Genomic DNA, 16,811 nt, shown 5'->3' on the forward strand with positions numbered 1-16,811 from the left:
CACGTCAAGGGGCGGGTTGTCGAAATCGACGGCGCGGGGTTGGGGAGTTCGACGAGCACCGACCGCCTGCCCGCGCGTTCCGCTACGACACCGGGATACCGGCGATCTGCTTCGAGAGCCACCGTCGGCTGGGCCCGTGTGTGCACAGGTCCAGGGCGCGCTGCATGCTCCTGCGGGCCGACAGCGCATCACCACATTCGAGCAAGAGCGCCCCCCGCGCCGCGTGATAAGGCTGGAACCTCAGCATCGTCGGGTCCTCATCGGCGAGCTGTTCCAGCGCACGAAGGCCGATGGCCGGGTCCGTGACGCGCGCGATGGCGACCACGCGCGCCACCCGCGCACCTTTTCTCGGTGTGACGTGCACGAGCGCGTTGTAGAGCTGTGCGATCGTCTCCCAGTCGGTGACACCCGATCTGCGGCGCGCGGAGTGCGCCGACTGTATCGCGGCTTCCCACTCGAATGGGCCCGGGGGTGCGGTGCGAGCGGTGCTCATCCCGGCATGGAGCAGCCGCTCGGCGCGGCCGATCAGTTCGGCATCCCAGAGTGCCGTGTCCTGCTGCTCGGTCGGCACGAGCGTCTCGTCCCGGAACCGGGCCGATCGCCGCGAGTGGAGGTAGAGCAGCAGCGCGGCAAGACCCCGTACCTCATGGTCGTGCGGCAACGCGGTCAGCATGAGCTGGCTGGCATGGACAGCCTCGTCCGTCACCCGCTCGGCAGAATCAGCCGGCGCAACCCGCAGCCACTCGATGGAGTACGCGGCGTAGATGGCATCGAGCACGGCCGCCACTCGTTCACGAGGGATGCCCGCGGGAACCTCGAACGCATCTCGATCGGCTCGAAGCTTCTGCTTCGCACGGACGAGCCGCTTCGACAGGGTGGCGCTCGGAAGCGCGAACGAGGTCGCGATGTCGACCGTGGACACGCCGAGCACGACCTGCAGGATGAGCGGAGCGTGCACGCCACGGTCGAGCATCGGATGGACGCAGGCGAACATGAGCGCGAGGGTGTCGTCGTCGCGGGTCGGCGGGCGCGTGTCCGCGCGGAGCTCGTCCGTCTCGTCCAGCGCGCGATTGCGGCGATGTTCAGCCGACCGGAGGATGTCACGCACACGGTTCTTGGCCACGACCACCACCCACGCGTACGGGTCCGCCGGCGGGGACGCAGGCCACGCCGTCAGGGCGCGTTCGATCGCGTCACCGAAGGCGTCCTCGGCCAGCTGCACATCGCCGCACCACCGCACGAGCATGCCGACGAGCCGCGCCCGGTGCTCCCTGACGAATCCGGCGGGATCGAAAGGGGCCGAGAGCGGCTCGAAGGCTGCGTCCGCGACGTCGACCGTGTCACCCCGGCATGGCGGAGCCGCGAACCTCGACCTTGCCGTAGTGCACGGTCGGGCACTGCTTGGCCCACTCGACGGCGACGCCGAGATCGGGGGCTTCGATGACGAAGTATCCGCCGAGCTGCTCCTGTGTCTCGGAGAAGGGGCCGTCATGAACGACCGCCTCTCCGTCCATCGCCGAGACGGTGACGGCGTTCTGCGTCGGCTGGAGCCAGTCGGTGTCGACGAAGACACCCGCGTCGCGGAGCATGCCGATGTAGGCGCCGAAGACGGCCAACTCCTGCTCCATCTCTTCGGGGGTGGGCTCGCCCATGGTGCTCGGGTCGCTGTAGAGGAGGAAGGTGTATTTCATGGAGGTCCCTTCGGTGTGACCGAACCCTAGCGGGCGCTTGTGGCGACGGCGTGAACGGTCTTGCCCGCCCAGTCGTGGGCGGCGAGGTTGCGGATGCCGATCTCGACGGACGGGCCGAGGATCTTGCCAGCGAGCAGGCCGAACAGGCGCAGGAGCGGATTGTGACCCGCGTCCAAGGTCATCGACCACGTCACGATCGACTCGGCACCGTCGGGCTTGATGTCGATGCGTTGGCGAGACTGCCCCATTCCTCCCATGTCGATCGCGTACTCGACACTCGAGGCGGTCACGTCGGTGACCGTCTGGGTACCCTTGCCGTTCTTCCCGCGGAAGGCGAAGGCCGACCCCACGCCGGACGCCACGCCCCTCGGGGTGATCTGAAGGTTCGGGTCTTGCGTGAGGTGCGGGTTGATGACCGTGAAGCCGGCCGTCGACGAGACCAGGGCGGTGATCTGCGCCGGCGTCGCCGGAACCCGGCCCTGACGTGTGACGGTGGTGAATCTGCTCATTGTCGTTCTCCTCTCGAAGGGTGTGAAGGGGTTCTTCGATAAGGGGACGAATGACGTTCGCCTCCGAGGACACCTCGGGCAGAAGAACTTCTGCGGAACGACGAGCAAGCACAAGACCGCACCACTCGGGTCGGGCATCCCGACGTCGCGCGGGGTACACGCACGTACGAGAAGGGACCCGGGGTCTCCCGGGTCCCTTCTCGTGTCGGCGATGCTCTAGCGCGAAGCGCCGACGCGCTGCTGCACGGCCTCCTTGACCGCGAGGAACGCATCCTTCTTGCGCGCCACCCACTCCAGAGCGGTGACACCGGCTGCCAGGACGTCTTCGGCGAGTTCGCCCGGATCGGTGAACTTGTGGCTGGAGTCACCCGTCAGGCCGCCCTCCAGAGCGAGCCGGCCCACCAGGTCCAGCTTGAGCACCTTCGTGCCTTCCGTGAAGCTGACCTCGTCGAGGTCGACCCACACCATGTTGGGGCGGGTCGTCGATTCGAAGGCGTATCGCTTGTTCGTCAGATCCAGCACGACCTGCCAGATCGTCTGCGACGCGTCGGGCTTGCCGGGCTCGGGCGTGCGGAACGGCTGCGCGGCGTTGCGGATGATGCTGAACATGGCCGCCATGGCATCGATCTGCGTCTTCGGCTCGACCTGGCGCGCCACGTAGTACGACGCGCGCGCGAACCGGTCGCTGGCCAGTGTCGAACCGGGCAGATGCTCGGTGCCACCGAGGCCCTCGACCGTCTTGACGAGCTCGAGCTGCTTGTCGTACGTCGGGGAGTTCGTCATGACGAGGTAGTCACGGCTGTGGTAGACCTTCGGCTTGCCGTCGGTGTACTCGATGATCGCGGAATCGCCCGATGCATCGTTGATCGCCAGGTGCAGCGTCGGCACCAGGTGTCCCGTCGGGTCGAACAGCTGCGCGATCTGCACCTGCGTGTCATTGGTCCATGCGACGGCCTCGGCGACGGTGGCGAAGTTGTCGAGGTAGTACTGCAGCCACACCCCCTGGCTCAGCTGCACCGCATCCTCCTCAGGCGTGCCGTAGTCGGACTCGGCGAGCCACAGGATGTGCCCGGCGAAGCCCTTCTCGTTCATGCCGTCCGTCGCGATCAGGTCGAACGCGGTCGCCACGATGCTGCCGTAGGTCGCGGTCCACGTGAGGGCGCCGTTGACACCGTCCGTGCGCTCGATGCCCCGCGGGAGCTTCCACAGATTGGTGAGCAGATCCATGTGGAAGTCCATGTTCCGCCCGACGATGACCGATCCGTGGGCATCCGGCCACATCACTCGTGTGCACATGCGAAGTTCTCCTGCTTTCGGGTCGAGACGACGGTTGGTCGGTTGACCCGATGCTGTCGCGAAGTGTCCGCTCGCGCCGCGGCCCACAGGGCTTTTCACCCCCCTCGTCACCCGCAGCCTCACCCGGCATCACCCGGTCGACGACGTCGCCTGTCAGGCGAGGAGGCGAGACGACACTTCCCCGGCACCGCACGACGTCCTAGGATCCCGAAGGAGGCGGACGGTCACCTGATCGCACGACACGAGGAGCACGTGCGAGCAGGTGTGACGAAGCGGAAGCACGGGGTCGAGCATGAACGCGGTCATCGGTGACATCCTCCCCCTCGCCCTGGGCGTTGCGATCAGTCCCATCCCGGTCATCGCCGCGATCCTCATGCTGCTCTCACCGCGGGCGCGGGTCATCAGCGTGGGATTCCTCCTCGGATGGATCCTCGGCATCGTCGTCACTGCGACGGCATTCACGTTGCTCGCCGGCGTCCTCCCCGAAGACGACTCCGCTGCGTCCCGCCCCGCGAGCGGAGCGATCAAGCTGGTGCCATGCAATATTGCGTAAAGGTACCTTCGTTTTGTGAACTGCTCTACTTCGTGAGTGCGGGGACCAGGAACACGCTGATCAGGAGGCCAAGTACGGCGCTAAATGCCGCGCTCCAACGGACCACCTTGCCCCACTGATCCGGCGTGGATGTGCCCCACTTCGCATCGTTCTCTTGAAGATGGGGCAGCGAGAAGGTGTGGCCCACAAGAGCGACGACAGCGACTATGAGTCCGAAAAGCGCCACTCGAAACAAGAACTCGTCGACGGTGGTGATGGGTGGGATGAAGGCTGCCACCGGGGCAAGGCCGAGGATGAGAACGAGGAGAAGCATCATGTCGCTGACGCTACTAGGCTTCCGGCCTCAGACACGCGATAGCGTCTCTGGGAGGGGTGTGCCGCAGCCGTAATAAGAGCGCCGAGACCTCTACTCTAGGAACATGCGTTCGGTGGAGTTGTTCGGTGGGGCAGGGGGTCTCGCGCTCGGTAGCGAGCTTGCTGGCTTCCACCCGGAAGTGTTCGTTGAATGGGACCGATGGGCGTGCGACACGGTGCGCCAGAACCGAGCCAACGACTACCCCCTCGTTCGTGACTGGCAGGTGCACGAGGGCGATGTGCGCGCGTATGACTGGACGAGCATCAAGGGCGAGATCGACCTCGTTACTGGTGGCCCGCCCTGCCAGCCGTTCAGCATGGGCGGCAAGGCCCGCGCCGCTGACGACGCCCGCGACATGTTCCCGGCTGCCGTGGAGGTCATCCGGTCGCTCCGGCCCAAGTCGTTCCTGATCGAGAACGTGAAGGGCCTCACCCGTTCCACGTTTGCCAACTACTACCAGTTGATCCTCCTCCGCCTTCAGTTCCCGGAGGTCGTTGCCCGCGCTGGCGAGACGTGGCTGGATCACCTGCACCGCCTCCAGGCTGAGGCCACGTCCACGCACACGTCCGAGCTGCGATACAACGTGGTGCCGACGGTCGTCAACGCGGCTGACTATGGGGTGCCGCAGCACCGTCACCGCGTGTTCATGGTGGGCTTCCGGTCCGACCTGGATGCCGAGTTCCAGTTCCCCGCAGCCACCCACTCGCGCGAAGCGCTGATGCATTCCATGTGGGTGACCGGCGAGTACTGGGACAAGCACAAGGTGTCCAGCCGCAAGCGCCCCGAAGCGCCCTCCGTCCGTGCCATGTCGCACGAAGCCCCGCTGACGAAGCCCTGGCGCACCGTGCGCGATGCACTGGCTGGCCTGCCCACGCCGACCGAGCGCGGCTCGACCAGGTTCCTCAACCACTTCCAGCAGCCGGGGGCGCGGTCGTATCCGGGGCACACCGGCAGCCCGATTGATGCGCCTGCCAAGACCCTCAAGGCGGGCGACCACGGCGTGCCAGGCGGCGAGAACATGCTCCGCGATACGGACGGATCGGTGCGCTATTTCTCGATCCGTGAGAGCGCGCGCCTGCAGACATTCCCCGACCGGTATGAACTGCACGGCTCCTGGAGCGAGGCCATGCGCCAGCTTGGCAACGCGGTCCCCGTGCGCCTTGCTCAGCAGGTAGCCGGGAGCGTGGCTGAGCACCTTGCTATCGCCGAACTGCGAGCCAACATCGCCCGCCGAACGACGACAGCTCGGAGCATCGCGTGAGCCTGGCCTTCAACCCGCTGGACATTCCGAACCTGGGCAAGAGCGTCGCCAACGCGATCCTGGAGACGGACCCCACGCCGATCCAGTCGGTGGCGCGCTTCACGGGGGCGGGCGTCTACGCGATCTACTACACCGGCGATTTCCCGGCCTACGCAGCCATCGCTGATGCGAACCGCGACGGCAAGTTTGAGCTCCCGATCTACGTGGGCAAGGCCACACCGTCAGGCGGTCGCCGTGGGGTGACGCTGACCACCAGCGGATCGCCGCTGTTCTCGCGGATTGACGACCACCGCAAGAGCATTGAGGCTGCAACCAACCTCGATGCCGCCGACTTCTACGTGCGGTGGTTGGTAGTTGAGTCGATCTGGATACCCCTGGGCGAGTCGGTGCTCATTCAGCACTTCGCCCCGGTGTGGAACGCGGTGATTGACGGCTTCGGCAATCACGATCCTGGGAACGGCCGATACAACGGGCTGAACACCAAGTGGGACACGCTGCACCCTGGGCGCGTATGGGCAACTCGACTTCGCCCGCGCGTGGACACCACGGCCACAATCTCGCAAGAGGCCATCGAGTACATCCGGTCGCGCAGCGAGTAGCGCGCGCCTGGCGGAGCTAGAGCGACTGCTGGCGAGCGAACGGGCCAAGGCATGACCCAACACGTCGGCAGCCCCCTACCGGTCGGGCAGAGGGCTACCTGGGGTCGGCAGGGCTGTCAGTCGTCGATGCGCGCGTAGGCAGCCTGCATCTCGGCTGTGACGCTGGTGCCCCACTTGCGCACCTGGCTGAGCGTGGGCTGCCGTGCAGCTACGTGAGCGCTAAGGGCAGCTTCCTGGATGCGCGCAGCGGTCACTTCCCAGGCCTCGGTGATCGCGAAGGTGGCGTCCATCACGATGAAGACAGCCGTGTGGAAATCGGTGCTACGGAACGGGCTGAACTTGCCCCCTGCCACGGTGCGCACCCCCATCGCCTTGACCTGGATGCGCTGGCCGGTAGGCGTCGTGATGTCGTGCGACTTAGTGCTGGTCGGCTCCAGCACGCCGCCACGGGCCAGCCATACGATGTGCTCAGCGATGTCGCCGAGGGGTTTGTTGTTCGTCCGCACCAGCTCGCGACGGCGCAGCTCGGTCACGATGCTGGCCTCCAGCAGCAGCAGGCTACGCACGGGCAGCGCGGTCAGGTCAGGCAGGTCGTTCATGTGGTTCTCCTTGGTGTCAATCATCGGGCCTTGCCGCACGGGACGCCGCCGACCAGCCTGGGGGCGCAGCCTCACGCCTTGGCGGCGACGTTGAGGTGACGGCTGAGCGCGGCCTTGCTGCCGTAGGACTGGCCGCAGGTGCAGCCGTTGGCCTTGTTCGGGTCGGCGTCGTGCACGACCGGCACGCTGGCGTCCACGTGGCGCTGCTCGGCGATGACCACGCCTTCCTCGGTCGCGACGGTGCTGCCCTTGCTGGCGCGGGGCTTGCGCTCGGGCTTCGGGGCGCGCTTGGGCGGGGTGACCGTCCAGCCGTTGGGCAGGCTGCCCGCGTTGGCGATGGCCCGCTGGGTGAGCGCTTCCAGATCGCCGGCCTCGATGCTCTCCAGGAGCGCCTGGTAGGCGAGCGCCCGGATGCCCTTGAGGCGAGCACGCTGCACGCTGACACCGAACGTGTCAACGACCTGCTGGATGGCGGCTTCGATGGTCTCCAGGGCCTCGTCGGCAGTGGCCTGCTCAACGGTCTCGACGGGCTTCAGGGACTTGGTAGCGGTGCGCTTGGTAGCCATGATGTGGAACCTTTCGTGGGGCTGGTGTGTGGAACTTGACTCGAACGTCTGTTCGGTTAGTTGAACCATGCATCACCGTCCCGAGGGCATCCAAGACCGGGACTCAAGATCGTGCCTTGGGTACCGGCAGCGGGCAGGCAAGTTCCAGGCGCAAGGCGGAGAGGCGCGTTTCCGGCTGTCCGCAGCAGACGCACAGAGACCCCCAGGCGACTAGCCCAGGGGTCTCTCGGTGCTGGCGTCACGCGGCTGCTGCTGTGTCCCTGGTGGCCGACTGGTAGGCGCGGCGCACGGTGGACTCGTGCCACTCGGGCAGGCCGGTCGGGGACAGCACCCCTTCGTCCATCAGGTCAGCCGCGATGCGCCCGAAGCTGCACCCCTGCTCTCGGTCCTGCACGATGCGGCGCAGTACAGCCGGGGGAATGGCCGTGCGCCTGCCCAGCGGCAGCCCTCGCGCCTTGCGCGCTGCCAGCGCCTCCCGTGTGCGCGTGGCGATCAGGTCGCGCTCAAGCTCCGCGAAGGTTGCCAGCATGTTCGCCATCGCCCGACCGCCAGGCGTGGTCAGGTCAAGCGCGTTGTCCAGAACCACCAGCGCCCAGCCCTGCGTGATCGCGCTGTCGATGATGGCCGATGCATGCCGCACCGAGCGCGCCAGCCTGTCCAACTTGGCCACCATGAGGCCGTCGAACTGGCCCGTGCCCAGCATGTCCAGCCCACGGCGCAGCTCAGGGTTGACGTGCTTGCCGCTGCACCCCAGGTCCTGGAACAGCTCGTAGGTCCAGCCCCGGCGCGTGCACTCGGCGGCGATGGCTGCCTGCTGGGCCTCAACCCCCAGGCCGGACCGCTGCTGCTCCTCGGTGCTGACGCGCACGTAGGCCAGCATGTGCTTCCGCTCGCCGGTCACGGCTGCACCGCCTTGGTCCGGTCATACAGGTCGCCCTCCACGTGGTGCAGCTTGGCCCCGGTGCTGGGGTGCCGTGCGATGTAGACGTAGCTGCCCTCGACGAAGCGCAGCACCCAGCCCGCGTCGTGCAGCGCGTCGGCCAGGTCATCGTCGGCCCCGCCAGGGAAGAACGCGTCGCCGCTGCTGGGCGGCTCGAACGCATCCAGGATCGCCTTCAGCTTGGCGAACGTATCGGGGCGCTCCTGCCGCACGCGGGCCAGGGTGGCGTCGTACTTGGCCCAGTAGCCGTCCAGATTCATGCGAAGAGCCCCATGCGCTGCTCGATGTGGGCGATGATGCCGCCTGGCTCGTAGTCGTCGTCCAACTCCTGCTGGATGCGCTGGCGGGCTTCCTCGGTCGTGTTGGCCACCACGTCGATCTCTTCGATGCTGTCGGGGTAGCCGGGGTTCGCGAAGCGGATGAAGCCGGTGTAGGTAGCCATCAGCGCTGCACCCCCAGGGCGAGGGCCACGCGCAGCAGCGCAGTCCGGAACGGGGTGGCGGGGGCAGCCGTGGGGATGACGGGCTGGGCCTTGCTGGCGACGTGCGCGCTTGCCGGGGCAGGTGCAGGGGTACTCATGTTGTCTCCTTGTCGTTGTGGAACGGGGCGGATACGTGCGCTAGCGCCTTCCGCCTGGCCAGTACCCTCGCGCGCTGCTCGGGACATTCGCAAGTGTGTTCGATTGAGGGTGCTCGCGCTTGGCTGCTGGTGCTGGCTGGTGCAGCGGGAGAGCGCGGGGCAGGTCGTCGGCTAGATCGGGCCTAGACGCCCGTTTGCCCGAACGGCAGGGCTGCCCCGACCCCGTGGCACCCCAAAGACCCCCAGCGTCTGCCAGGGGTCTAGGGGCACGGGGTTACCAAGCTCGCGCTTGGGCGGCAGGTAGAAAGGAAGTCACAAGACCCTGCCGCCCCGTCTGGGGATTAGGCCGACGGGCTGCTGTAGGTCATCTGGTTGCCCAGGCGGTAGCCCACGTCGCTCGTCGCCTCGTCCACGAAGGACAGCGCCTCGGCGATGTCGGCGGTCGCGGGCTGGGCTGCACGGTAGGCCTCGCCCACGTTGACCCACACCTGCTGACGGCCCACGTAGCCGATCGCGTGCTGGAGGCTGACGTCGTCATTGCGCACGGCATCCTGCAGTGCAGCCAGCGCCTCGCGCTCGTCGCCAAGCTGGCGGGCACGCTGGGCAGCATCCCGGCGCAGCAGCACCGAGTTCGCGTCGGTCGGCTGGTTGCCCCGCAGGTCGCGCTCCAGGCTGTCCTTCAGGTTCTGCACGTAGCTGTCCTGCTCGCCCTTGAGGGTGGCGAGCTGGGCCACGGTGCCGTCGAGCAGCTTGGCGGCATCCTCGTTCTGGGCCTCGGCCGACAGGCGCGTGTCATCGAAGATGGCCTTGCGCTGCTCGTAGTACGAATCCTTGATGGCCTTGGCCCGCGCGTGGAAGCTGTCGATGGACGACTTGAGGTCGTTCTGGACGCCGAGAGGGGTGCGCTTGCTCATGATGTGTGTTCCTTACTGGTTGTGATGGGTGCCGGGGAGACCGCCCCGGCGTCGGTGGTCTTGCGGGTGATGCGTGGCGTGCGCCCGTACTTGCGGCCTGCCCAGTAGCCCGCCTGCACCTTGGCAGCCGTGGCGTAGGCGTGGCACTCGATGAGCACGTCGCACGACGCGCACAAGCTGCCCATCAGGGCGAGGTCATCCGGGGTCAGGCGCTCGTCCGTCGTGTACAGCGGGTCGCCAGCGCACGGGGGCACGGTGTCCTCCAGCGCCTTGTCGAGCGCCTGCCAGGCGACGTCCTCCTGGGTCACTGTGTGGCCCGGTACAGGCGCTCGGCGCGGGCACCAGCCCGGCGAGCCTTCCGCTCGTCGTAGCTGTACTCGACAAGCCCTGCCCGCCTGTAGGCCGACAGCAGCGTGCGGACTTCCTCAGCGGGGAGGCCAGGGGTGGCGTCCAGCAGCTCGCGCAGCGCGTGGGGCTTGCCGTCTGTCAGCACAGCCCACAGCGCCTCGTCGGTCGCGGTGTCCGGTTCGGCTGCTGCCTGCTCGGTGGTTGCGTCGGTCATGGTGTTCCTCTCAGTCGGGGTTGCAATGGTCATCAGGGCAGCCGGTAGCCGTGCATGCGCTGCACGACCGTGACGTTGGACGCGGCCTCCACGTGGCGCGTGACGGGCACCGAGCGGACCTCGCCCGCCTTGCGCCCGTAGTGCAGCAGCGCCTTGACGACGCGGCGACTGACGCCGGTCTTGTGGACGACCTCGCTGACGGTGAACGTGCCCTTGGCCAGCAGCGCGCTGACCTTGCGCCAGTCGTTGTCCAGCCGGTGCGTGCTGCCGTTGCCCTGGAAGAACACGACGTAGGGGTTGTCTTCCAGTGCAGCCGGTGTCGCGCTCATGACCGGGCCTCCATCTGTGCGGTCACGTCACGGAGCACGCGCTGCCAGTCGGTGCTCTCCAGCCAGCCCTTCTCCATCAGGTGCGCGGTCCAGTCCACGACGTGGAAGTACGTGCGCAAGCTGCCGACCGGGATGTCGTAGTAGACGTCGCCGATGCTGTTCAGCCCGCAGCCCACGTGACGCCCGCGCCACTCCACGCGAGACGGCAGCGCCATCAGTTCATGGACGGGCACCATGCGGGGGATGCCCGTGGCTTCCAGTTCGGCCCGCTGCTGGCGGTCGTGCTCGGCCCACGCCTTCTCGTGCTTCGCCATCTCGCGCCCGCGGATGATCAGTGCGCCTTCGTCGTCTGCGATGGGCTTCTTGCAGTGCTCGCAATTCCAGACGAGCCGCTTGGTATCGGTCATGATGATTCCTCTCGGGTGTGGGTATTTCTCTGGAGGGCTGCCGGATGACGCTCTCCGGGGTGGGTCGTGCACCGCTTCTTCGGGCCTTGCTGCCTCATGTGGCGTCGGGCATTCGTCCACACAGCCGCGAACCTTTTTTGGTACTGGCGCAGGTGGTACCAGTACCGCCCCCAGTACCGGCCTTTCCCTCTGTTTGCACGGAAGGGGGGCGTGGTACTGGTGGTACCCCCCCCTTTCAAGGGGGGTACCGCTGGTACCGCAGCCACCGTGGACCGATTCGGTATTGATTCCGCGTTCATGCGCGCTCCTGCCAGGCGGCGAGCCACGGGCACGAGTCGTCGTGCAGCACGTGCAGGTGATGCACTCCGAACGCATCCACTTCAAGCTCGGTCTCGGAGTGGCAATCGGGGCACCGGTAGCCGACCGCGACGGTGACAGCGCGGGGGTCCAGGTCACGCATCAGCGGCCTCCTCCACGGTCACGTCGAGTTCGGCGCGGTAGTGGCGCAGCGCATCACCCGCTCGCTTTGGACCCCACTTCATGCGGGCTTCCACATCGCGCCGCGAGGCCGGTGCAGGCTTCAGCTTGTGCAGCGCGTCCACATCGGCGCGCAGCTTCTGGTCGGCTGTGACGACCGTGACCGTGAGCTCCTGCTTCGGCGGCTTCGCCTCTTCGGCGTCGGGCGAGTAGAAGCGCCACCGAGTGACGTCCTGGTGGTCGCGCTTCATCACGAAGCTGGCAGCGCGCTGACGCTTGCCGTCGCGGGGGGAGTGGTCGCGCACATCGCCGGGGCGGTCCTTGACGATCCACATATCGGCACGGCCACCCTCGGTCGGGGTGAAGGCGGTAACGACGCGGACCTCGTACTGGGCACCGTTCCCGGCGCGCTTCTTGGCCATCGTGCCTCCGGCACCGTAGGCGCGGCTGTCGTGCCCCTTGGACAAGTGATCGATGGACACCACGCACGCACCGCCCGCAGCCAACGGCACCGACACCTGACGGTTGATGCTGGTGTAGTCATCCGCGTCGTTGCTGCTGCCGCCGAACAGCGGGACCAGCTCGCCGATGCTATCCAGCAGAACGAAGTCCGGCCCCCACTCGGCGGCATCAAGCACAGCGCGCAGCACCCCGTCGCGGCTCTCCAGCCGCTCCGAGGCGATCCGCAGCTTGTTACGGTCCAGCAGCACGCTGTCGGGCACGCCGAAGCCCCGCAGCAGCAGGGTGATCTCGCTGCCCCCGTTGTGGTCCAGGTCCAACCACAGCACGCGGCCACCAGCAGACAGCACGTCGGCAGCTACGCACGCGCCGATCATCGTCTTGCCCGACTCGGGGTCACCGATCAGCGTGTTGATCTTGCCCCGGTAGAACAGCCCCTGGCCGTCCTCACGCAGGCCGACCGTCGCCTTGGCGCGGTGCACGTTGCCGCTCAGCACCGCAGCGACGTCTACGTACAGGTCATCGTCGTCTTCGGGGTACGGCTCCACCGTGGGCTGCTGGGCGTCGCTTTCCACTCGCGTAATGGCCTTGGCCCACGCACGGTCGAACGCGATCAGGTACTTCGGGTCCGGATAGTTGGCGGTGTACCGTGCCCGCGCAGCCTCGAACGCCTGGCGCCGACCGGTGCCGTGCTCCAACCCCGACACCAGCTTGGTGATCGGGTACAGCAACTCGCCGTTGCCGATGCCGTCCTCGGGGAACCTGGTCGCCATCCGGCGCGACCGCGCAGCACGTGCCTTCTGCTCCGGGTCGGTGGCCTCGCCCGCGCCTGCCAGCCACTCTTCCAGGTCGGCCATGTCGTAGTCCCAGCCGTCCTTCTTATGGACGAGCGCCCACTCGGGAGCCGGTGCCAGCTTGGGGCGCTTGACCAACTCGGGACCGCTGTAGGCGACCATGCCGATGCCACTGCGAATGTCCACACCGGGCATGCCGCGCAGGTCGCGGTCGATGGTGAGCTGCACTCCCTTCGGCGCGCGGAAGATGTGGTGCGTACCCTTGCCGCCCCGGCTGGTGTAGTTGAACGTGCGCGGCAGGGCCACGCCCGCAGCCGTCAGGCTCGCGAGGCCGTCCTTGCCGTTCTTCTTGTCCAGGTCCACCACGACAAGGCCCGACCTGCCGCAGTGCACACCGATGGACAGGCGCGGGTCGTCGGCCCACCATTCCTCGATCTGCTTCGGCGAACGCGATGCGCCCCGGTCCCAGCCGAACCCCTCCAGGAACTTGCCGCTCGGCGTCAGCGGGAACACGTACCAGCCCGCAGCGGCGAGGCTGAGCGCGGTTTCGAGGTTGCTCATGGCCGCACCCCGTCTCCGGTGGGCAGGCGGAAGGCGCTAGCGGCCCTTTCCGACTGGCCCCGCAGCACGCGCACCGGCTTGTCGGCGCTCACGACTCGTCCTCGTCGTCAGTCTCGATCACCGCGTACATGCGCAGCGGCACGTCCGGGGTCACGTAGTAGATGCCGACGCACTCAGCGCCGCAGGTGTGCGCGTTGTACAGGCTGTCGAGCGCCCAGCGCAGCTTCTCTTCGGTGATGAACGTGCGGACCTCGTACTCCACCGGGTCGCCGTGCACGTGCACCAGCGCATAGCGCGCTTCGGCATCGGAGATGAGCACCGCTTCGGAAGCCCAGGGCTTGAACCAGTGCGGCATCGGGCCGAACTTGAGGTCGTTCTTGGCCTCGGTCTCGGTGAGGCGCTTCTTGCCGGGGTAGTTGGCCTTGATGAGACGGCTCACCGCACACCGCCAGCCCGCAGCAGCCCGGTGAGTCGGTGGATCTGCTGGTTGTTCAGCGGAGGCGCTACTGCCAGCGCCTTCTCGATGTAGGCGGCAATCTTGGCTTCGGCCAGGTCACGACGGCCGCTGGCCTCGCGCTCGGGGTCGTGGACGCGACGCCCGATCATGATCTCGGACCGCGCCTTGGTGACGGTGGGAGGGTTGTGTGTGGACAACGAAAAAGCTCCTCAACGGAACAGCGCTCATGAGCGCCAAGTGCGGAACTTCCGTTGAGAAGCTTCTGAATAGACCCCCAGCCGCGTCGTGCGCGGACCGAGAACCCCTAAGAGTGTTCAGTTATGGGCGGCTGCTACTTGGCAGCCTGTGCAAGCTGGCGCGCGTCCACCGTGGGGCGATCTCCGGAGCGCAGCTCGTCAAGAAGAGGGTACAGCCGTTCCGGAGTGTAGTAGTCCGTCCTGGTGCACCGGTCACAGATGAGCGCGTGCCGCTGGCTCACGTCGCCAGTGGGCAGCCACACCAGCGGGTCCATCGGCCCCTCGTTGTGGACGCGTGCCCAGCCCTCGTCATAGCGGAACTGAGCCACGGTGCGCGGCTTGTGTTGGTAGTTGCCTGCGCCGTGGCAGAGGACCTTGACTCGGAACTGCATGTAGCTAATGCTGCCACGCCCCGCAGCGCCCTGACTAGCGAGATAATCACCGCTAATCGGCCCTTTCTGAAGGAACTCTCCGGTCAGCGAACAGAAAATTCCCGCCAAGATTCTGGGTCGCCTCGGCGTGTTGACCGACGCCGGCGACCGCCTGCCCGACTGGGGCTGCCGGGGTGGAACGTAAGGTCGGCGGGGCAGTGCGGGGTCGCCCTGGTCGGCGTAGAGCTCCGCGCTACCGATACTGGCCTACGTTCTCCAGACCACCTGCACCGTGTCCGGGTCGAACGCCTTCCCGCTGCCACTGGGCAGGATGACTACCTGCACGAGCGTGTCAATGATGGCGCGCTTCACGTCGATGCTGAGGCCGTCCCACACCTGGCGCGCATTGGGGCCGACAAGCTCACGGGGCACCGCAGCCGGGAGGGCGGCGTCAACTGCAGAGGCAGCCGTGGCGCGCTCGGCCCGCAACGTCTCGGTGATGCGGGCAAGCTGGGCAGCCTCGATGGTGCCGTCTGCGAACATATCGGCCGCGTTGGCCATGCGGGCGTCAATCGCGTCCAGGGCGTCTCGCGCGGCTTGCAGCGCAGCAGGGTCGCCCTCGGTGAACAACTGAGCAGCATCGGGCATCTGGAGTCGGCCCAGGACGACGCCCTCAACCAGCTCGTCCACGAGTTCCTGCTTTCGGCGCACGCGGAAGCACTGACCGCACACGTAGCTCGGTGGCTGGCGCTTGGTGCCGCCCGTCTTCGTCTTCGTCCACCGGCCAGGCGCGCGAACCATCTTGCCGCCACACGGGATTGGTTCGCCTTCGTCATCCAGCGCGTCGGTAGGCCGTCCACACCGAGCGACGCCCGCCAGCAGGTGCTTCGGCTCCCTGCCCGCCGGGGCGGTACGGCGCGCGGGGTCTGTCAGCACGGCTTTGAGGCGTTCGTGTGTGTCCTCGTCAATCACGCGAGGCGCACCATCAGGGGTGCGTCCTGCTACCTTCTTCCGGTGGACGATCAGCCCTGCGAGGTTGGCGCGTAGCAGCATCTGCTTCAACGTCGTGCTGTTCCACAAGGGGTCGGGCGTGCTGTAGGTCGGCTCGGGGCGGTGCTCAGCGCGGGCTTGCTCCCTGGCGCGGTTGCGCTCGACCGCACGCGGGGAGGGAATGCCTCGCTCGTTGAAGTCCTTGCACACCGACCGCAGCGAGTCGCCGCCAAGTACGCGGCGCACAGCCTCGCGGATTGTCGCGGCCTCGGTCTCGTCCAGCACCATCGCGGAGCCTTCGCGCCGGTAGCCGTAGCCCACGCGGCCATTTTGGACACCATTGGCTGCCCGCTGCACGTTCGCCGCGACCTGGCGCGTGGCCTTCTGCTCGCCCTCGTACTGCGACCACGCTGCCACGGTGCGCGCCACGGCGCGGCCTGCCGGTGTGGTCAGGTCCAAGGTGCCAGCCGTCACGGTGTACACCGGCACGTTCAGGGCTATGACGCGCTCCAGGTCTCGGGTCAGGCGCAGCAGCCGGTCCTGATGCCACGCGATGATCGCCGTGGGCTTGGCGTCCAGCATGGCCTCGAAGCCAGGGCGCACCTTGCCGCTCGTGGCGCTGATGTCGTTATCGGTGTAAACCTGCACCACGCGCAGCCCGAGCGACTTGGCCAGCTTGCGGCAGTCGGCCTCCTGGCGAGCTACGGCCAGCGCCTCGCCCGTGCGGTCGAGACTGACGCGCGTGTAGATAACGCAATCCATAAAGGTACGTTAGCGCAATGCTCTGGCTGGGCGTCCTCCTGATGCTGCTGGCGGTGCGCAGCTGGCGACAGCGCCCTCCGCCGGGCGAGGAGGCTGCTCTCCCGCCCTGGATGAAGGCGATCGATTCGTTCACCTTCGCCAGGGCGGTCGGGCTGGCGTTCGTGCTGGCGGGGGTCAACCCGAAGAACCTGCTGCTCGGCGCCGCCGCGGGAGTCGCCATCGGCAGCGCCGGCCTGGAGGTCGGCGCGGCGGTGACCGCCGTTGCGGTCTACACGGTGATCGCCGCGATCACCGTGATCGTCCCCGTCGTCGGATACCTCGTCGCGGCCACGCGCCTCACCGCGGCCCTCACCGCGCTTCGGACCTGGCTCCAGCGCGAGAACGCCGTCATCATGGCGATCCTCCTGCTCGTGCTGGGAGTGACACTGATCGGCAAGGGCGTCGGAAGCTTCTGACCCGTCCGCACGATGACGGCCCGTCGCCACGGATTTGCCGCCGCCATCTAGGATGGGATCGTCCGGCGCCCGTGATTCCTGGAGCTCAG

26 protein-coding genes are annotated in these 16,811 nt (G+C 67.3%); 4 read left to right on the forward strand and 22 right to left on the reverse strand.

Translation table 11 applies throughout. From position 1 onward, the window contains the following. Window positions 1–82: 82 nt before the first annotated feature. The 4 genes from RZO50_RS03750 to RZO50_RS03765 form a co-directional block, all read right to left on the reverse strand. On the reverse strand, window positions 83–1,429 hold the full coding sequence (locus RZO50_RS03750; protein WP_322598743.1) for an RNA polymerase sigma factor: 1,347 nt from the start codon (window positions 1,427–1,429) through the stop codon (window positions 83–85). After that, window positions 1,341–1,691: a YciI family protein gene (locus tag RZO50_RS03755; protein ID WP_322598345.1), complete on the reverse strand. Its 351-nt coding sequence runs from the start codon at window positions 1,689–1,691 to the stop codon at window positions 1,341–1,343. The genes RZO50_RS03750 and RZO50_RS03755 overlap by 89 nt, the downstream gene beginning before the upstream one ends. A 26-nt stretch (window positions 1,692–1,717) precedes the next feature. Next, window positions 1,718–2,200 (reverse strand): SRPBCC family protein, encoded by a 483-nt coding sequence (locus tag RZO50_RS03760; RefSeq protein ID WP_322598346.1) that lies wholly within the window; start codon window positions 2,198–2,200, stop codon window positions 1,718–1,720. Between the two features lie 216 nt (window positions 2,201–2,416). Further along, window positions 2,417–3,496, reverse strand: coding sequence for a linear amide C-N hydrolase (locus RZO50_RS03765; protein WP_322598347.1), 1,080 nt, complete (start codon window positions 3,494–3,496; stop codon window positions 2,417–2,419). Window positions 3,497–3,788: 292 nt separating this feature from the next. On the opposite strand from RZO50_RS03765, the gene RZO50_RS03770 reads away from it, so the two are divergent. Then, complete coding sequence (locus RZO50_RS03770) at window positions 3,789–4,049, forward strand: GAP family protein (protein WP_322598348.1); 261 nt, start codon at window positions 3,789–3,791, stop codon at window positions 4,047–4,049. Between the two features lie 25 nt (window positions 4,050–4,074). Here RZO50_RS03770 and RZO50_RS03775 read toward each other — a convergent pair whose 3' ends face one another. Then, window positions 4,075–4,365: a hypothetical protein gene (locus RZO50_RS03775; protein ID WP_322598349.1), complete on the reverse strand. Its 291-nt coding sequence runs from the start codon at window positions 4,363–4,365 to the stop codon at window positions 4,075–4,077. 103 nt (window positions 4,366–4,468) lie between these two features. Between RZO50_RS03775 and RZO50_RS03780 the strand changes: the two genes are divergently transcribed. Then, entirely contained in the window at window positions 4,469–5,665 is a 1,197-nt protein-coding gene (locus tag RZO50_RS03780) for a DNA cytosine methyltransferase (protein ID WP_322598350.1), read from the forward strand. Next, a complete protein-coding gene (locus RZO50_RS03785) occupies window positions 5,662–6,264 on the forward strand; it encodes an Eco29kI family restriction endonuclease (protein WP_322598351.1) in 603 nt (200 codons plus the stop codon). Before RZO50_RS03780 ends, RZO50_RS03785 begins: the two co-directional genes overlap by 4 nt. Window positions 6,265–6,380: 116 nt before the next feature. Here the strand turns inward: RZO50_RS03785 and RZO50_RS03790 are convergent, their stop codons facing one another. From RZO50_RS03790 to RZO50_RS03870, 17 genes are all read right to left on the reverse strand, one after another. Further along, entirely contained in the window at window positions 6,381–6,863 is a 483-nt protein-coding gene (locus RZO50_RS03790; RefSeq protein ID WP_322598352.1) for a DUF6998 domain-containing protein, read from the reverse strand. Between the two features lie 71 nt (window positions 6,864–6,934). After that, window positions 6,935–7,429, reverse strand: coding sequence for a hypothetical protein (locus tag RZO50_RS03795; RefSeq protein ID WP_322598353.1), 495 nt, complete (start codon window positions 7,427–7,429; stop codon window positions 6,935–6,937). A gap of 238 nt (window positions 7,430–7,667) precedes the next feature. Further along, window positions 7,668–8,309 (reverse strand): recombinase family protein, encoded by a 642-nt coding sequence (locus tag RZO50_RS03800; RefSeq protein WP_322598354.1) that lies wholly within the window; start codon window positions 8,307–8,309, stop codon window positions 7,668–7,670. Window positions 8,310–8,326: 17 nt separating this feature from the next. After that, entirely contained in the window at window positions 8,327–8,629 is a 303-nt protein-coding gene (locus tag RZO50_RS03805) for a hypothetical protein (protein WP_322598355.1), read from the reverse strand. After that, on the reverse strand, window positions 8,626–8,811 hold the full coding sequence (locus RZO50_RS03810) for a hypothetical protein (RefSeq protein ID WP_322598356.1): 186 nt from the start codon (window positions 8,809–8,811) through the stop codon (window positions 8,626–8,628). Before RZO50_RS03810 ends, RZO50_RS03805 begins: the two co-directional genes overlap by 4 nt. After that, complete coding sequence (locus RZO50_RS03815; RefSeq protein WP_322598357.1) at window positions 8,811–8,948, reverse strand: hypothetical protein; 138 nt, start codon at window positions 8,946–8,948, stop codon at window positions 8,811–8,813. Before RZO50_RS03815 ends, RZO50_RS03810 begins: the two co-directional genes overlap by 1 nt. 341 nt (window positions 8,949–9,289) lie before the next feature. Then, window positions 9,290–9,862 carry a hypothetical protein gene (locus RZO50_RS03820; RefSeq protein ID WP_322598358.1) on the reverse strand — a complete coding sequence of 191 codons (573 nt, stop codon included), beginning with the start codon at window positions 9,860–9,862 and terminating at the stop codon, window positions 9,290–9,292. Further along, complete coding sequence (locus RZO50_RS03825; protein ID WP_322598359.1) at window positions 9,859–10,170, reverse strand: WhiB family transcriptional regulator; 312 nt, start codon at window positions 10,168–10,170, stop codon at window positions 9,859–9,861. The genes RZO50_RS03820 and RZO50_RS03825 overlap by 4 nt, the downstream gene beginning before the upstream one ends. After that, the gene (locus tag RZO50_RS03830) at window positions 10,167–10,424 is read right to left on the reverse strand and encodes a hypothetical protein (RefSeq protein ID WP_322598360.1); all 258 of its coding nucleotides are present in this window, start codon (window positions 10,422–10,424) and stop codon (window positions 10,167–10,169) included. Before RZO50_RS03830 ends, RZO50_RS03825 begins: the two co-directional genes overlap by 4 nt. A gap of 32 nt (window positions 10,425–10,456) precedes the next feature. Then, window positions 10,457–10,753: a hypothetical protein gene (locus RZO50_RS03835; protein WP_322598361.1), complete on the reverse strand. Its 297-nt coding sequence runs from the start codon at window positions 10,751–10,753 to the stop codon at window positions 10,457–10,459. After that, window positions 10,750–11,160, reverse strand: coding sequence for a hypothetical protein (locus RZO50_RS03840; RefSeq protein WP_322598362.1), 411 nt, complete (start codon window positions 11,158–11,160; stop codon window positions 10,750–10,752). The genes RZO50_RS03835 and RZO50_RS03840 overlap by 4 nt, the downstream gene beginning before the upstream one ends. Before the next feature lie 295 nt (window positions 11,161–11,455). Continuing rightward, a complete protein-coding gene (locus tag RZO50_RS03845; protein ID WP_322598363.1) occupies window positions 11,456–11,620 on the reverse strand; it encodes a hypothetical protein in 165 nt (54 codons plus the stop codon). After that, window positions 11,613–13,451, reverse strand: a complete 1,839-nt coding sequence (locus RZO50_RS03850; RefSeq protein WP_322598364.1) for a bifunctional DNA primase/polymerase — start codon at window positions 13,449–13,451, stop codon at window positions 11,613–11,615. The genes RZO50_RS03845 and RZO50_RS03850 overlap by 8 nt, the downstream gene beginning before the upstream one ends. Before the next feature lie 88 nt (window positions 13,452–13,539). Beyond that, on the reverse strand, window positions 13,540–13,890 hold the full coding sequence (locus RZO50_RS03855; RefSeq protein WP_322598365.1) for a hypothetical protein: 351 nt from the start codon (window positions 13,888–13,890) through the stop codon (window positions 13,540–13,542). Then, a complete protein-coding gene (locus RZO50_RS03860) occupies window positions 13,887–14,105 on the reverse strand; it encodes a hypothetical protein (protein WP_322598366.1) in 219 nt (72 codons plus the stop codon). Before RZO50_RS03860 ends, RZO50_RS03855 begins: the two co-directional genes overlap by 4 nt. Window positions 14,106–14,239: 134 nt before the next feature. Further along, complete coding sequence (locus RZO50_RS03865) at window positions 14,240–14,536, reverse strand: hypothetical protein (protein WP_322598367.1); 297 nt, start codon at window positions 14,534–14,536, stop codon at window positions 14,240–14,242. Window positions 14,537–14,782: 246 nt separating this feature from the next. Further along, window positions 14,783–16,267 carry a recombinase family protein gene (locus RZO50_RS03870; protein ID WP_322598368.1) on the reverse strand — a complete coding sequence of 495 codons (1,485 nt, stop codon included), beginning with the start codon at window positions 16,265–16,267 and terminating at the stop codon, window positions 14,783–14,785. Between the two features lie 17 nt (window positions 16,268–16,284). Between RZO50_RS03870 and RZO50_RS03875 the strand changes: the two genes are divergently transcribed. After that, window positions 16,285–16,722, forward strand: a complete 438-nt coding sequence (locus tag RZO50_RS03875; protein WP_322598369.1) for a GAP family protein — start codon at window positions 16,285–16,287, stop codon at window positions 16,720–16,722. The last annotated feature ends 89 nt before the right edge of the window (window positions 16,723–16,811 follow it).

It is taken from the genome of Microbacterium xanthum (assembly GCF_034531355.1).
GTDB lineage: Bacteria > Actinomycetota > Actinomycetes > Actinomycetales > Microbacteriaceae > Microbacterium > Microbacterium xanthum.

What these genes read in the sequence shown, in the direction of transcription:
- RZO50_RS03755 (WP_322598345.1), bottom strand. Translation starts at nt 1,691, where the DNA reads ATGAAATACACCTTCCTCCTCTACAGCGACCCGAGCACCATGGGCGAG.
- RZO50_RS03760 (WP_322598346.1), bottom strand. Translation starts at nt 2,200, where the DNA reads ATGAGCAGATTCACCACCGTCACACGTCAGGGCCGGGTTCCGGCGACG.
- RZO50_RS03765 (WP_322598347.1), bottom strand. Translation starts at nt 3,496, where the DNA reads ATGTGCACACGAGTGATGTGGCCGGATGCCCACGGATCGGTCATCGTC.
- RZO50_RS03770 (WP_322598348.1), top strand. Translation starts at nt 3,789, where the DNA reads ATGAACGCGGTCATCGGTGACATCCTCCCCCTCGCCCTGGGCGTTGCG.
- RZO50_RS03775 (WP_322598349.1), bottom strand. Translation starts at nt 4,365, where the DNA reads ATGATGCTTCTCCTCGTTCTCATCCTCGGCCTTGCCCCGGTGGCAGCC.
- RZO50_RS03780 (WP_322598350.1), top strand. Translation starts at nt 4,469, where the DNA reads ATGCGTTCGGTGGAGTTGTTCGGTGGGGCAGGGGGTCTCGCGCTCGGT.
- RZO50_RS03790 (WP_322598352.1), bottom strand. Translation starts at nt 6,863, where the DNA reads ATGAACGACCTGCCTGACCTGACCGCGCTGCCCGTGCGTAGCCTGCTG.
- RZO50_RS03795 (WP_322598353.1), bottom strand. Translation starts at nt 7,429, where the DNA reads ATGGCTACCAAGCGCACCGCTACCAAGTCCCTGAAGCCCGTCGAGACC.
- RZO50_RS03800 (WP_322598354.1), bottom strand. Translation starts at nt 8,309, where the DNA reads ATGCTGGCCTACGTGCGCGTCAGCACCGAGGAGCAGCAGCGGTCCGGC.
- RZO50_RS03805 (WP_322598355.1), bottom strand. Translation starts at nt 8,629, where the DNA reads ATGAATCTGGACGGCTACTGGGCCAAGTACGACGCCACCCTGGCCCGC.
- RZO50_RS03810 (WP_322598356.1), bottom strand. Translation starts at nt 8,811, where the DNA reads ATGGCTACCTACACCGGCTTCATCCGCTTCGCGAACCCCGGCTACCCC.
- RZO50_RS03815 (WP_322598357.1), bottom strand. Translation starts at nt 8,948, where the DNA reads ATGAGTACCCCTGCACCTGCCCCGGCAAGCGCGCACGTCGCCAGCAAG.
- RZO50_RS03820 (WP_322598358.1), bottom strand. Translation starts at nt 9,862, where the DNA reads ATGAGCAAGCGCACCCCTCTCGGCGTCCAGAACGACCTCAAGTCGTCC.
- RZO50_RS03830 (WP_322598360.1), bottom strand. Translation starts at nt 10,424, where the DNA reads ATGACCGACGCAACCACCGAGCAGGCAGCAGCCGAACCGGACACCGCG.
- RZO50_RS03835 (WP_322598361.1), bottom strand. Translation starts at nt 10,753, where the DNA reads ATGAGCGCGACACCGGCTGCACTGGAAGACAACCCCTACGTCGTGTTC.
- RZO50_RS03840 (WP_322598362.1), bottom strand. Translation starts at nt 11,160, where the DNA reads ATGACCGATACCAAGCGGCTCGTCTGGAATTGCGAGCACTGCAAGAAG.
- RZO50_RS03845 (WP_322598363.1), bottom strand. Translation starts at nt 11,620, where the DNA reads ATGCGTGACCTGGACCCCCGCGCTGTCACCGTCGCGGTCGGCTACCGG.
- RZO50_RS03850 (WP_322598364.1), bottom strand. Translation starts at nt 13,451, where the DNA reads ATGAGCAACCTCGAAACCGCGCTCAGCCTCGCCGCTGCGGGCTGGTAC.
- RZO50_RS03865 (WP_322598367.1), bottom strand. Translation starts at nt 14,536, where the DNA reads ATGCAGTTCCGAGTCAAGGTCCTCTGCCACGGCGCAGGCAACTACCAA.
- RZO50_RS03870 (WP_322598368.1), bottom strand. Translation starts at nt 16,267, where the DNA reads ATGGATTGCGTTATCTACACGCGCGTCAGTCTCGACCGCACGGGCGAG.
- RZO50_RS03875 (WP_322598369.1), top strand. Translation starts at nt 16,285, where the DNA reads ATGCTCTGGCTGGGCGTCCTCCTGATGCTGCTGGCGGTGCGCAGCTGG.